Annotated in this window: 9 protein-coding genes; 3 read left to right on the top strand and 6 right to left on the bottom strand. The window is 70.4% G+C overall.

All coding sequences use genetic code 11. From position 1 onward, the window contains the following. Positions 1–1597: L-glutamate gamma-semialdehyde dehydrogenase (pruA, locus tag GXP76_RS16310; protein WP_242572243.1), on the bottom strand; the 1597-nt coding region annotated here is incomplete at its 3' end. A 78-nt stretch (positions 1598–1675) separates the two neighbouring features. Continuing rightward, the gene (locus GXP76_RS16305) at positions 1676–2602 is read right to left on the bottom strand and encodes a proline dehydrogenase family protein (RefSeq protein WP_242572242.1); all 927 of its coding nucleotides are present in this window, start codon (positions 2600–2602) and stop codon (positions 1676–1678) included. 175 nt (positions 2603–2777) lie between these two features. Between GXP76_RS16305 and GXP76_RS16300 the strand changes: the two genes are divergently transcribed. From GXP76_RS16300 to GXP76_RS16290, 3 genes are all read left to right on the top strand, one after another. Then, entirely contained in the window at positions 2778–3920 is a 1143-nt protein-coding gene (locus GXP76_RS16300) for a CdaR family transcriptional regulator (RefSeq protein ID WP_242572241.1), read from the top strand. Positions 3921–4090: 170 nt separating this feature from the next. Continuing rightward, positions 4091–5209, top strand: coding sequence for a transaldolase (gene tal / locus GXP76_RS16295; RefSeq protein WP_242572240.1), 1119 nt, complete (start codon positions 4091–4093; stop codon positions 5207–5209). A 164-nt stretch (positions 5210–5373) separates the two neighbouring features. Beyond that, positions 5374–6624 (top strand): NAD(P)/FAD-dependent oxidoreductase, encoded by a 1251-nt coding sequence (locus GXP76_RS16290; protein ID WP_242572239.1) that lies wholly within the window; start codon positions 5374–5376, stop codon positions 6622–6624. Positions 6625–6844: 220 nt separating this feature from the next. On the opposite strand, the gene serA is transcribed toward GXP76_RS16290, so the two are convergent. The 4 genes from serA to GXP76_RS16270 all read right to left on the bottom strand — a co-directional run bounded on the left by serA (position 6845) and on the right by GXP76_RS16270 (position 12429). Beyond that, entirely contained in the window at positions 6845–8449 is a 1605-nt protein-coding gene (gene serA, locus GXP76_RS16285; protein WP_147873700.1) for a phosphoglycerate dehydrogenase, read from the bottom strand. Positions 8450–8829: 380 nt separating this feature from the next. Then, entirely contained in the window at positions 8830–9831 is a 1002-nt protein-coding gene (gene ilvC, locus GXP76_RS16280) for a ketol-acid reductoisomerase (RefSeq protein WP_242572238.1), read from the bottom strand. 151 nt (positions 9832–9982) lie between these two features. Continuing rightward, positions 9983–10510 (bottom strand): acetolactate synthase small subunit, encoded by a 528-nt coding sequence (gene ilvN, locus GXP76_RS16275; protein WP_078074922.1) that lies wholly within the window; start codon positions 10508–10510, stop codon positions 9983–9985. A gap of 35 nt (positions 10511–10545) precedes the next feature. Then, the gene (locus GXP76_RS16270) at positions 10546–12429 is read right to left on the bottom strand and encodes an acetolactate synthase large subunit (RefSeq protein WP_242572237.1); all 1884 of its coding nucleotides are present in this window, start codon (positions 12427–12429) and stop codon (positions 10546–10548) included. Between the last annotated feature and the right edge of the window lie 180 nt (positions 12430–12609).

The following is a 12609-nucleotide window of genomic DNA, read 5'->3' as shown; positions in this document are numbered from 1 at the left end:
ACACGAGCGACTCCTTGATCGCACGGGTCAGGGTCCACCGCATCAGGTTCTGCGGGGCACCCGCCTTGTCGTTGGTGCCGGAGGCACGGCCGCCGCCGAAGGGCTGCTGGCCGACCACGGCGCCGGTCGACTTGTCGTTGATGTAGAAGTTGCCCGCGGCGTAGCGGAGCTTGGCCATGGCGTCGGCCGCCGCCGCGCGGTCACCGGCGATGACGGCGCCGGTCAGCGCGTACGCGGAGACGGACTCCATCTGCGCCAGCATCGCGTCGTACTCCGCGTCCTCGTAGACGTGGACGGCGAGGATGGGGCCGAAGTACTCGGTGGTGAAGACCTCGTTGGCCGGGTCGGTGCAGGCGATGACCGTGGGGCGTACGAAGTAGCCGACGGAGTCGTCGTACGTGCCGCCGGCGATGATGGTGCACGTCGGGTCGGCGGCGGCGCGGTCGATCGCGGCCTTGTTCTTCGCGAAGGCCCGCTCGTCGATGACGGCGCCGATGAAGTTCGACAGGTCGGTGACGTCGCCCATGGCGATGGCGTCGACCTCCGCGGCGAACTCCTCCTTGAAGCCGTCGTTCCAGATCGAGGCAGGGACGTACGCGCGCGAGGACGCCGAGCACTTCTGGCCCTGGAACTCGAACGACCCGCGGGTCAGCGCCGTCTTGAGCACACCGCGGTCGGCGCTCGGGTGGGCCACCACGAAGTCCTTGCCGCCGGTCTCGCCGACGATGCGCGGGTAGGAGCGGTACTTCTCGATGTTGCCGCCGACCGTCTTCCACAGGTGCTGGAAGGTCTTCGTGGAGCCGGTGAAGTGGATGCCCGCCAGCTCGGGGTGGCCCAGCGCCACCTCGGACACGGCCAGTCCGTCGCCGGTCACCAGGTTGATGACGCCCTTGGGCAGCCCCGCCTCTTCAAGAAGGCTCATCAGCAGCACGGCCGCGTGCGTCTGCGTCGGCGACGGCTTCCAGACGACGACGTTGCCCATCAGCGCGGGCGCGGTCGGCAGGTTGCCGGCGATGGCGGTGAAGTTGAAGGGCGTGATCGCGTAGACGAAGCCTTCGAGCGGCCGGTGGTCGAGCCGGTTCCACACGCCCGTCGAGTTGGCGCGCGGCTGCTCGGCGAGGATCTCCCGCGCGTAGGAGACGTTGAAGCGCCAGAAGTCGATCAGCTCGCACGGGGTGTCGATCTCGGCCTGCTGGATCGTCTTCGACTGGCCGAGCATCGTCGAGGCGGCCAGCGTCTCGCGCCAGGGCCCGGAGAGCAGCTCGGCGGCGCGCAGGATGATCGCGGCGCGGTCGTCGAAGGCCATCGCGCGCCAGCCCGGCGCGGCGGCGAGGGCGGCGTCCACGGCGTCCTGGGCGTCCTGGGCGGTGGCGTTGCCGTAGGTGCCGAGGACGGCCTGGTGGTTGTGCGGCTGTACGACGTCGAAGCGCTCGCCGCCGCCCATCCGCTTCTCGCCGCCGATGGTCATCGGCAGGTCGACGGGGTGGTCGGCCAGCTCCTTGAGTTTGGCTTCGAGGCGGGTGCGCTCCGGGGAGCCGGGGGCGTAGCCGTGCACCGGCTCGTTGACCGGCGTGGGGACCTGGGTCACAGCGTCCATGGTTGCCGAATCTCCTTGATCAGTAGACGGTTTACGGTCGACGGTCGTGGGCGGCGGTGGCGCCGTCGTGACGGGTGCTCAGCCGCGGGTGGCGAGCGAGCGCAGGAAGAAGGCGAGGTTGGCGGGCCGTTCCGCGAGCCGGCGCATGAAGTAGCCGTACCAGTCGGTGCCGTACGCGATGTAGACACGCACCCGGTGGCCTTCGGCGGCGAGACGCCGCTGCTCGGCCTCGCGGATGCCGTAGAGCATCTGGAACTCGTACGCGTCGGGCGTGCGTCCGGACCGGATCGCGAGCTCTTGGGCGATCGCGATCAGGCGTGGGTCGTGCGTCCCGATCATCGGATGTCCTTCGCCGGCCATCAATGTCTTGAGGCAGCGCACGTACGCCTTGTCGACCTCACCCTTGTCCTGGTGCGCGACACGCGCGGGCTCCTTGTAGGCGCCCTTGACGAGCCGTACGCGCGAGCCCGCCGCCGCGAGTGCGCGGCAGTCGTCCTCCGTACGGAAGAGGTACGACTGGACGACTGCGCCGGTCTCGGGGAAGCGCTCGCGCAGCGTGGAGTGGATGGCGAGCGTCGAGTCGACGGTCGTGTGATCCTCCATGTCCAGCGTAACGGTGGTGCCGATCTCGGTGGCCGCCTCGACGACGGTGGTGATGTTGCGCAGCGCCAGGTCGTGGCCGCCGCGCAGCGCCTGTCCGAAGGAGGAGAGCTTCACCGACATCTCGGCGCGGGCGCCGAGGCCCAGCGGGGCGAGCGCCTCGATCAGCTTCAGATAGGCGTCGCGGGCGTGCAGCGCCTCGGCCGGGTCCGTGATGTCCTCGCCGAGGACGTCCATGGTGACTTCGAGGCCGCTGTCGGCCATGTCCTGGATGACGGGCGTCGTACCGTCGACGGTCTCGCCGGCGATGAACCGGTCCACGACGGGCCTGGTGACCGGCGCGGCCGAGACGACGCGCCGCATCGTGTCGCTGCGCGACGCGGCGAGAATCACGGGACCCAGCACAGGGCACCTCCACGGAAGAGAACGAGCAGGCCGTACGGGGCGCGAACGCCCGGGGACGGCACGGAGAACCACTGTGAAATCTAGGGACCGGTCCGATCCTCTGCCATCGACACCTGTCACGCATCCGTGGCCGGGATCTCAGACATATGTCTGAAGGCGGTGCGAGAATATCCGGATGAAGGACGATTACCAGGAGCTGGTCGACGAGATCTCGGCGCTGCTCGGCATGCCGCTCACGCTGGAGAACCGCGACTTCGGGCTGATCGCCTTCGGGGTGCACGACAGCGACGACGAGGGCGTGATGGATCCCGTCAGGACGCGGTCGATCCTGACGCGGAAGTCGACCGCCGCGGTACGCGACTGGTTCGAGGGCTTCGGCATCACCCGGGCGACGGGCCCCGTCCGTATCCCCGCCGCGCCGGACGCCGGGGTCTTCCGGGGGCGGATCTGTCTGCCCGTACGGCACCGGGGCACGGTGCTCGGCTACGTATGGCTGCTCGACGACTCCGGCCAGGGCCCCACGGACGACCGTTTGGCGGCGGCCATGGAGGTGACGGGGCGGATCGGGGCACTGCTCGCCGAGGAGGTGCGGGCGGGCACCGATCTGGCGCGTGAGTTCCGTGCCGTACTGACGGCGGAGCGCGGCTGGCAGCGCGACATGGCGGTGGACGCGCTGCGTACGGCGCTGGGGCCGGGCGGGGACGGGCCGCACGTGGTGCTGTGCGTCGCGCCCTGGCGGGGCGCGGACCCGACGGTGCGCGCGGTGGCGGGCACGGCGGCGCTGTGCACGCTGCCGGACCTGTCGCTGGCCCTGCTCGTACGGCTCCGGTCGGCCGACGCCCTGGGCCCGGCGCTGGCGGCGGTGGAGCGGCTGCGCGACGCCGCGGGCCCGGATGCCACCGCCGGTGCCGCGACACCGCGCCGCGGCCTGGCGGAGGTCCCTGACGCCTGGCACGAAGCGGTCTCGGCGGCGCACGCCTCGGCGGCGCAGCCACGCCACGGCCCCGTCGCCCAGTGGTCGGAGATCGGCCCGTACCGGCTGCTGACGTCGCTGCCCACGGCCACGGACCCGTCGGTGCGCCCGCTGCTGACGCCCGCGCACGCGGACCTGACGCACACGGCGGAGGTCTACCTCGACCACGCGGGCCAGGCAGGCCGTACGGCCTCGGAGTTGGGCATCCACCGCCAGACCCTCTACTACCGGCTGTCCCGCATCGAACAGCTCACGGGCCTGGACCTGGCGGACGGCGAGGACCGGCTGCTGCTGCACATGGCGCTGAAGTCCGCCCGCCTCAACTCCGCCCGTATGAGGTCCTGAGGTCCTGACGCTCCTCGGCCCAGGCCGGGCGCCGACACCCAAGCCCTCGGAGGCTTATGCCGTTATGGCCGGTTAAATCACCATGGACCGGCGTTACCGTGGAGACGAGCGCGGCGGATCGGGGCGCCATGCGGACGGCGCGTCCCGCGGAACGACGCAGGGAGACGATCATGAGTGCCAACCTGGACCGGCTGACCGCCGAAGGTGTGGCGATCTGGCTCGACGACCTGAACCGGGAGCGGCTCGCCGGCGGCGAGCTGGCCGGCCTGGTGCGCGAGCAGCGGGTCGTGGGGATCACCAGCAATCCGACGATCTTCGCCAAGGCGATCCGCTCGGGATCCCGCTACCACGCACAGGTCGAGGATTTGGCCAGGCGCGGCGTGGGGGCCGGGGAAGCCGTCAGGGCACTGACGGCGTTCGACGTGCGCTGGGCCTGCGACGTCCTGCGACCGGTGTACGAGGCGGGGGACGGGGCGGACGGCAGGGTGTCGCTGGAGGTGGACCCGCGCGTCGCGCACGACACGGCGGCGACGATCGCCGAGGCGCGGGCCCTGTGGTGGCTGGTGGACAGGCCGAACATGTTCGTGAAGATCCCCGCCACCGAGGCCGGTCTGGAGGCGATCAGCACCGCGCTCGCGGAGGGCATCAGCGTCAACGTGACGCTGATCTTCTCCCTCGACCGTTACGACCAGGTGCTGCGCGCCTTCCTCGACGGCATGACCCGGGCACGCGAGGCGGGGCGCGACCTGGCGTCCATCGCGTCGGTGGCCTCCTTCTTCGTAAGCCGGGTGGACACCGAGGCCGACAGCCGGCTGGACAAGATCGGCACCCCCGAGGCGCTGGCGCTGCGCGGACGGGCCGCGATCGCCAACGCACGCCTGGCCTATGAGCACTTCGAGCGGGCCGTCGCCTCCGACGAGTGGCAGGCGCTGGCCGCCGCCGGGATGCGCCCCCAGCGGCCGTTGTGGGCCTCCACCGGGGTGAAGGATCCCGCGTACGCCGACACCCGCTACGTGGACGAACTGGTGGCGCCCATGGTGGTCAACACGATGCCGGAGCAGACCCTGCGCGCGGTGGCCGACCACGGCGACATCGGCGGCGACACCGTCCACGGCACGTACGCCGCGTCCCGGCGGGTGCTGGACGATCTGGAAGCCGTCGGAGTGTCGTACGACGACGTGGTGCGGGTACTGGAGGACGAGGGCGTGGCCAAGTTCACCGCCTCCGGCGAGGAGTTGTTCGGGCAACTGGACTCGGAGCTGCACGCCACGCACCCGGTCGCCGCCTGACACCCCCATCTGTCACCCGGCACCGCGGCCACGGCCGCGGTGCCGGTTCAGACACACCGGTGAACGGACCAACCGCCCCCGGACCACCGCCATGAACGACGATGACCTCGCCGATCGCACCACCACCGACCTGCGGGCAGAGCCGACGCAGCAGAGGAGAGAGCATGGCCGCCAACCCAGCATTCGTGATCGTCGGAGCCGGCCTGGCCGGAGCGAAGGCAGCGGAGACCCTCCGTGACGAGGGCTTCGACGGCCCGATCGCGCTGCTCGGAGAGGAGAACGAGCGCCCGTACGAGCGGCCGCCGCTGTCCAAGGGCTATCTGCAGGGCAAGGAAGAACGCGAGACGGCCTTCGTCCACCCCTCCGGGTGGTACGCCGAGCACGGTGTCGACCTGCGCATGGGCACCACGGTCACCGCGATCGACCCGGCCGCCCACGAGGTCACGCTCTCCGACGGCGACCGCGTCGGCTACGCGAAGCTGCTGCTGACCACCGGCTCCTCGCCCCGCCGTCTTCCGCTGCCCGGCGCCGACCTCGACGGGGTGCTCCTGCTGCGCCGGTTCGCCGACAGCGACCGCATCAAGGAGACGTTCGAGTCCGCGTCCCGGGTCGTGGTGATCGGCGCGGGCTGGATCGGTCTGGAGACGGCTGCCGCGGCCCGCGCGGCCGGACTGGAGGTCACGGTCCTGGAGACGGCGGAACTCCCGCTGCTCCACGTGCTGGGCCGTGAAGCCGCCCGGATCTTCGCCCGCCTGCACACCGATCACGGGGTCGAACTGCGCTGCGGCGTCCAGGTCTCGGAGATCACCGGCACGGACGGCCGGGTGACCGGCGTGCTGCTGGCCGACGGCAGCCGCCTCGACACCGACGCGGTGATCGTCGGTGTCGGCATCACCCCCAACACCCAACTCGCCGCGGCGGCGGGCCTGGAGGTCGACAACGGCGTCCGTGTCGACGCCCACCTGCGCGCCTCCCACCCGGACATCCACGCCGCGGGGGACGTCGCCAACGCCTTCCACCCGTTGCTGGGCAAGCACATCCGCGTCGAGCACTGGGCCAACGCCCTCAACCAGCCACGGACGGCGGCGAAGACCATGCTCGGCCAGGACGTGACGTACGACCGCGTCCCGTACTTCTTCACCGACCAGTACGACTTGGGCATGGAGTACACCGGGTACGCCGAACCCGGCGGGTACGACCGGGTCGTCTTCCGCGGCTCGACGGAGACCCGCGAGTTCATCGCGTTCTGGCTCGCCGAGGGCCGCGTCCTGGCCGGGATGAACGTCAACGTCTGGGACGTCACCGACCCGATCCGCGACCTCGTCACCTCCGGCCGGGCGGTCGACGCGGACGAACTCGCCGACCCGGACGTGCCCCTGACGGACCTCCTCGCGCGCGCCGGGAGGACCGGCTGACCCCGGCGACGCCGACCCTCGCGGGGCTGCCGGGCATGAGCGGCGCGAGCCCGGTCGCCGCCGGTCAACTCACGCACCGTGTTGGCGAGTCGGCGCCCGTACTCGCCCGGATCACAGCCCGCCGGGCGGTGGTCCGCACGGCGCGGCAACCCACACGGCAAGGGGCCCCGGGATTCTCTCCCGGGGCCCCTCGCCGTGTGCAGCGGCCGAGCGCGGCCGATCAGTCGGTCAGATCCACCGAGCGCGCCGAGTTGGCACCGATCTCGGCGGAGATCTCGGCCAGCACCGCCGGCGGCACGTTGTCGTCGACGGACAGGACGACCAGCGCCTCGCCGCCCTCCTCCGCGCGCGAGACCTGCATCCCGGCGATGTTCAGCCCCGCCTCGCCGAGGATCCGGCCGACGGTGCCGACGACACCCGGGCGGTCCTCGTACCGCAGGACGACCATGTGGTCTGCCAGGGAGACGTCGACGTCGTACTCACCGATCGCGACGATCTTCTGCAGATGCTTCGGACCGGCGAGCGTGCCGGAGACCGACACGTCCTCGCCGCCCGAGAGCGTGCCCCGCACGGTGACCACGTTGCGGTGGTCGGGCGACTCGCTCGATGTCGTGAGACGCACCTCGACGCCGCGCTCCTGCGCGAACAGCGGCGCGTTCACGTACGACACCGTCTCGTCGACGACGTCCTCGAACACGCCCTTCAGCGCGGACAGTTCGAGCACCTTCACATCGTGCTGCGTGATCTCGCCGTAGACCTCGACATCGAGGCGTACGGCGACCTCGCCGGCCAGCGCCGTGAAGATCCGGCCCAGCTTCTCGGCGAGCGGCAGACCCGGCCGGACGTCCTCGGCGATGACGCCGCCCTGGACGTTGACCGCGTCGGGCACCAGCTCACCGGCGAGCGCGAGCCGCACCGACCTGGCCACCGAGACGCCCGCCTTCTCCTGCGCCTCGTCCGTCGAGGCGCCGAGGTGCGGGGTGCAGACGACCTGGTCGAACTGGAAGAGCGGGGAGTCCGTGCAGGGCTCCTTCGCGTACACGTCCAGACCGGCGCCCGCGACGCGGCCCTCCTTGAGCGCGGAGGCCAGCGCCTCCTCGTCCACGATCCCGCCGCGCGCGGCGTTGACGATCCGCACCGTCGGCTTGACCTTGTGCAGCGCCTCGTCGCCGATCAGGCCCAGGGTCTCGGGGGTCTTCGGCAGGTGCACGGTGATGAAGTCCGACACCTCCAGCAGCTCGTCCAGGGAGAGCAGCTTGACGCCCATCTGCGCGGCCCGCGCGGGCTGTACGTACGGGTCGTACGCGACGATCTTCATCCCGAACGCCGACATGCGCTGCGCGACCAGTACACCGATGCGGCCGAGGCCGACGACGCCGAGCGTCTTCTCGCTCAGCTCGACGCCCGTGTACTTGCTGCGCTTCCACTCGCCGTTCTTCAGGGCGGTGTTGGCCTGCGGGATGTTGCGCGCGGTGGCGACCAGCAGACCACAGGCCAGCTCGGCGGCGGTGATGATGTTGGAGGTGGGCGCGTTGACGACCATGACGCCGGCCTTGGTGGCGGCGGAGACGTCGACGTTGTCGAGACCGACACCGGCGCGGGCGACGACCCTCAGCTTCTTCGCCGCGGCCACGGCCTCGGCGTCGACCTTGGTCGCGGAGCGGACGAGGATCGCGTCCACGTCGGCGATGGCGGGCAGCAGTTCGGCGCGGTCGGCGCCGTTGCAGTGCCGGATCTCGAAGTCCGGGCCGAGCGCGTCGACGGTGGCGGGCGACAGCTCTTCGGCGATGAGTACAACCGGCTTTTCGTTGGAACGCGAGCTCACGTGGGTCCTCACAAGTCCATTGCGGACGGCCGTCCCGACGGCCGCAGGCGGCGGAGGGTGCCAGGCCCTGGTCCGGGCCTGATCGCGTGGAAGACGCACGACATTGTGGGCCTGACGCGGATGTATCCAGCAGTGTAGTGGTGTCGGCGGCAGCGGTTTCCCGCCTCGACGGGCAGATCACCCGTACGTGGCCGGAGCCCGCCACAAGCGCTTACCGGCGACCGGCCGACGACTTCTCCGGCGGCCTCACCGGCGGCCTTTCGACGGCCGGCGGCGGCCCGCCACGACGGCTCGTTCGCGACGACTCGCCCGACGGCCGGCCGGTGCGGGTGCGGGTGCGGGTGCCGGGCCCGCGCTCGGGGCCCGGCACCGCGAACGACTCAGGCGTCGTCGTTGTCGACCCAGCTCATGAGCTTGCGCAGCTCGCGGCCGGTGCTCTCCAGCAGCGAGTCGCTGTCGGCCTTCTTGTACTCGTTGTACTTCTTCAGACCGCCGTGGTACTCGTCCATCCAGTTCTTGGCGAACGTGCCGTCCTGGATCTCGGCGAGGACCTTCTTCATCTCGGCCTTGGTCTGGTCCGTGATGATCCGCGGGCCGGTGACGTAGTCGCCCCACTCGGCGGTCTCGGAGACCGACCAGCGCATCTTGTCCAGGCCGCCCTCGTACATCAGGTCCACGATCAGCTTCAGCTCGTGGAGGCACTCGAAGTACGCGATCTCCGGCTGGTAGCCGGCCTCGACCAGCGTCTCGAAGCCGGCCTTGACCAGTGCGGACGTACCGCCGCAGAGGACGACCTGCTCGCCGAAGAGGTCGGTCTCGGTCTCCTCGCTGAAGGTCGTCTTGATGACGCCGGCGCGCGTGCCGCCGATGCCCTTCGCGTAGCTCAGCGCCAGCTCGAAGCCCTTGCCGGTGGCGTCCTGCTCGACGGCCGCGATACACGGCACGCCGCGGCCCTCCTCGTACTGACGGCGGACCAGGTGGCCGGGGCCCTTCGGGGCGACCATGGCGACGTCGACACCGGCGGGCGGCTTGATGAAGCCGAAGCGGATGTTGAGGCCGTGTCCGAAGAAGAGCGCGTCGCCGTCCTTCAGGTTGTCCTTGATGGACTCCTCGTAGACCTGTCCCTGGATCGGGTCCGGCACCAGGATCATGATGACGTCGGCCTCGGCGGCCGCCTCGGCGGGCGTCACCACGCGCAGGCCCTGCTCCTCGGCCTTCGCCTTGGACTTGGAACCCTCGTGCAGGCCGACCCGGACGTCGACACCCGAGTCACGCAGCGACAGCGCGTGGGCGTGGCCCTGGCTGCCGTAGCCGATGACCGCGACCTTGCGGTTCTGGATGATGGACAGGTCGGCATCGTCGTCGTAGAACAGCTCGGCCACTGGGTCTTCTCCTTGGTGTGCAAACTGGGGTGTCGCGGTGTGCGCCCCACCGTACGGCGGAGCGGGTAAAGGGAGTCTCACGGTCTCGGCATGCGAACCGGGGGGCCGTACGGCTCCGGCGGCGCGGCTCCGCGCGCCGCCGGAGCGGGGGCTACGCGCTGCGGTCGAGCGCCCGCAGGCTGCGGTCGGTGATGGACCGCGCGCCACGCCCTATGGCGATCGTGCCGGACTGGACCAGCTCCTTGATGCCGAACTGCTCCAGCATCTTCAGCATGGCGTCGAGCTTGTCACTCGAACCGGTGGCCTCGATGGTGACCGCCTCGGGCGAGACGTCCACGGTCTTGGCGCGGAAAAGCTGCACGATCTCCACGATCTGGGAGCGGGTCTCGTTGTCGGCGCGGACCTTCACCAGGACGAGCTCGCGCTGGATCGCGGCGCCGGGCTCGAGTTCGACGATCTTCAGGACGTTGATCAGCTTGTTGAGCTGCTTGGTCACCTGTTCGAGCGGCAGGTCCTCGACATTGACCACGATGGTGATGCGGGAGATGTCGGGGTGCTCGGTGACACCCACCGCGAGTGAGTCGATGTTGAAACCGCGCCGGGAGAACAGCGCGGCGATCCTGGCCAGGATGCCGGGGGTGTTCTCCACCAGGACGGAGAGGGTGTGCTTGGAAGACATTTTCGTCGTTCTTTCTCTCGCTCTCGGCATCCGGCTCAGTCGTCCAGGCCGTCGCCGAAGTCGGGGCGCACACCCCGGGCGGCGAGGACCTCGTCGTTGGAGGTGCCCGCGGCGACCATCGGCCAGACCTGGGCGTCCTCGTGGACGATGAAGTCGACCACCACGGGGCGGTCGTTGATGGAGTTGGCCTTGGCGATCACGGCATCCAGCTCGTCCGGGGACTCGCAGCGCATCGCGACGCAGCCCATGGCCTCGGACAGCTTCACGAAGTCCGGGATACGGGTGCCGCCGTTGGGCTTGGCGCCGTCCGCGGCCGATCCCGCGAAGGAGCCGCCGGCGGCCACGTCGGGCCCGCTGTGCAGGACGGTGTTGGAGTAGCGCTGGTTGTAGAAGAGGGCCTGCCACTGGCGGACCATGCCCAGCGCGCCGTTGTTGATGATCGCGACCTTGATGGGGATGTTGTTGACGGCGCAGGTGGCCAGTTCCTGATTGGTCATCTGGAAGCAGCCGTCGCCGTCGATCGCCCACACCGTGCGCTCCGGCTGCCCGGCCTTGGCGCCCATCGCGGCCGGGACCGCGTACCCCATCGTGCCCGCGCCGCCGGAGTTGAGCCAGGTGGAGGGCTGCTCGTAGTCGATGAAGTGGGCGGCCCACATCTGGTGCTGGCCGACGCCCGCCGTGTAGATCGTGTCGTCCGGGGCGAGTTGGCCGATGCGCTGGATGACGTGCTGCGGGGAGAGACTGCCGTCGGCCGGCTGGTCGAAGCCGAGCGGGTACGTCTCGCGCCAGCGGCTGAGGTCGCGCCACCAGGCGCTGTAGTCACCGGCGTTGCCCTCGGTGTGCTCGGCCTGGACCGCCTGGACGAGGTCGGCGAGGACCTCGCGGGCGTCGCCCACGATCGGCACGTCGGCGGCGCGGTTCTTGCCGATCTCGGCCGGGTCGACGTCGGCGTGGACGATCTTGGCGTACGGGGCGAAGCTGTCCAGCTTGCCGGTGACGCGGTCGTCGAAGCGGGCTCCGAGGGCGACGATCAGGTCGGCCTTCTGCAGCGCGGTGACGGCGGTGACCGCACCGTGCATGCCCGGCATTCCCACGTGCAGCGGGTGTCTGTCGGGGAACGCGCCCAGCGCCATCAGGGTGGTGGTGACGGGGGCGTTGGTCAGTTCGGCGAGAACGCGCAGTTCGGCGGTGGCCCCGGCCTTGATGACGCCGCCGCCGACGTACAGCACCGGCCGCTTGGCCTGGGTGATCAGCTTGGCGGCCTCGCGGATCTGCTTGGCGTGCGGCTTGGTGACCGGGCGGTAGCCGGGCAGTTCCTGGCTGGGCGGCCAGCTGAACGTGGTCTTCGCCTGGAGGGCGTCCTTGGCGATGTCCACCAGGACGGGTCCCGGGCGGCCCGTGGCGGCGATGTGGAACGCCTCCGCGATGGTGCGCGCGATGTCCTCGGCCTTGGTGACCAGGAAGTTGTGCTTGGTGATCGGCATCGTGATGCCGCAGATGTCCGCCTCCTGGAAGGCGTCCGTGCCGATCGCCTTGCTGGCGACCTGGCCGGTGATCGCGACGAGCGGCACGGAGTCCATGTGCGCGTCGGCGATCGGGGTGACCAGGTTGGTCGCGCCGGGGCCCGAGGTGGCCATGCAGACGCCGACCTTGCCGGTGGCCTGCGCGTAGCCGGTGGCCGCGTGGCCGGCGCCCTGCTCGTGGCGGACCAGGATGTGACGGAGCCGGGTGGAGTCCATCATCGGGTCGTACGCGGGGAGGATGCAGCCGCCGGGGATGCCGAATACCGTGTCGGCACCCACTTCCTCAAGAGAGCGGATGAGGGACTGCGCGCCCGTGACGTGCTCAACGGTGGCGGACGAGGGTCCGCCGTTACGGGCGCGCGGCGTCGGGTGGGCCCCGGTGGCCTGCTCGGTCATCGTCATTCTCTTCTCGAGGCTGAGGGTTTTTGCGGGGGTTTGGGCTGTGCCGGTACAACAAAAAACCCCTCGTGCCGGGAGGCAGGCGAGGGGAGCGCGTCGGTGCGGTCTGCAGAGATCCGATGAGGGCCACTGCTTCAGCCGACGCGCTGTCCAAGTACGAGAATTCGGGTGCGCATG

The organism is Streptomyces sp. NP-1717, assembly GCF_022695985.1.
Classification (GTDB): domain Bacteria; phylum Actinomycetota; class Actinomycetes; order Streptomycetales; family Streptomycetaceae; genus Streptomyces.
This window is presented reverse-complemented; position numbering and strand designations above follow the sequence as displayed.

Bases quoted from the DNA above. Each gene is read 5' to 3' on its own strand.
- GXP76_RS16300 (WP_242572241.1), top strand. From the start codon at position 2,778: ATGAAGGACGATTACCAGGAGCTGGTCGACGAGATCTCGGCGCTGCTC.
- tal (WP_242572240.1), top strand. From the start codon at position 4,091: ATGAGTGCCAACCTGGACCGGCTGACCGCCGAAGGTGTGGCGATCTGG.
- GXP76_RS16290 (WP_242572239.1), top strand. From the start codon at position 5,374: ATGGCCGCCAACCCAGCATTCGTGATCGTCGGAGCCGGCCTGGCCGGA.
- ilvN (WP_078074922.1), bottom strand. From the start codon at position 10,510: ATGTCTTCCAAGCACACCCTCTCCGTCCTGGTGGAGAACACCCCCGGC.
- GXP76_RS16270 (WP_242572237.1), bottom strand. From the start codon at position 12,429: ATGACCGAGCAGGCCACCGGGGCCCACCCGACGCCGCGCGCCCGTAAC.